Origin of the sequence: Caenibacillus caldisaponilyticus, from assembly GCF_002003465.1 — a bacterium.
Lineage (GTDB): Bacteria > Bacillota > Bacilli > Bacillales > Sporolactobacillaceae > Caenibacillus > Caenibacillus caldisaponilyticus.
The window spans coordinates 1-1,122 of record NZ_BDDQ01000160.1 but is presented as its reverse complement, the minus strand read 5'-3'; the positions used below and the strand labels follow the sequence as shown (position 1 = coordinate 1,122).

The 1,122-nt window shown below is 46.2% G+C and carries 1 protein-coding gene and 1 pseudogene; both read right to left on the bottom strand.

What is annotated here, in order from left to right:
* The coding region (gene istB / locus CCB157_RS17020; protein WP_077616960.1) for an IS21-like element helper ATPase IstB at positions 1-724 on the bottom strand (724 nt) is incomplete at its 3' end.
* Positions 721-1,122: pseudogene (locus tag CCB157_RS17015) on the bottom strand (IS21-like element IS5376 family transposase); the annotation flags it as partial. The pseudogene CCB157_RS17015 and the gene istB, both read right to left, overlap by 4 nt.

The window sequence follows — 1,122 nt, the reverse complement described above, 5'->3', positions numbered from 1 at the left end:
TCTTTTCCCGTAATCGATAGCTTTCCCCCTTTAGGTTGAAAATGATGGAATGATGCAGTAATCGATCTAACATCGCGGTCGCCAATACCGAGTCTCCCACAACTTCTCCCCATTCCCCAAAGCTTTTGTTGGAGGTGAGGATAATCGGGGCATGTTCATACCGACGGGCGATGACCTGAAATAAGTAATGGGCGCTGTTTGGGTCCAGTTTTAAGTACCCCATTTCATCAATAATGAGAACGGTTGGCTTCACAAACATGCGAAGCTTTTTTTCCAGCTTTCCTTCCTGGTCGGCTTTTCTTAACTGAGTGACCAAATCATGGGCGGTAATAAAATACGTTTTATACCCTCTTGCGATCGCCTCCATTCCAATCGAAATCGCCAGATGTGTCTTTCCAATCCCCGGCGGACCGAGAAAAAGGATATTCTCCTTTCGATCAATAAACGATAAGGTAAGCAGCTCTCGAATCCGACGCTCATCCACGGAAGGCAGTGCGTTAAAATCAAACGTATCGATCGTCTTGCGATATGGCAGTTTGGACAGTTTGATGAGCGTTTGGATCGATCGTTCCTGTTTTTCGATGATTTCCGCCTCTAATAAGCGGAATAAAAACTCCGAATATGGTATATTATGAGTAGCTGCGTATTCTGCCATGGCGGACCATCGCTCCGCCATGATAGGCAAATGAAGACGGTGGCAATACTCGTGTATTTGTTCTTTCATGAGCTTTCCCCTCGCAGGAATGTGTCATAAACGGACAATGGACGAGTATCCACTTCCACCGAAACAGGCGAAATGGTGACGGCCATTTCCGTCTGTTTCTTTTTGATTTTTTCGGCGAATGAAATCACTTTTTTCTGTTGGTTCAAGTAAGAAATCTCCTCCCCTCGATAATACAATCGAATATCCCCATTTAATCGCTCCTTCACCAGAATTTCTTTGCCCGCATACTCCGCCGATAAGAGCCATTGTTCCCCTTTGTATGAGAAACTGCCATCCCAATGCACTTTCCGATAGGAAGATAGCTCGTATCGTAATCGTTCAACGGGAGAGGTTTCAGCTGTTCCTCTGCCCAACGCTCTTGCGGAGGAATGCCGGTCGTGGCGTTTGGCTTCCGATTC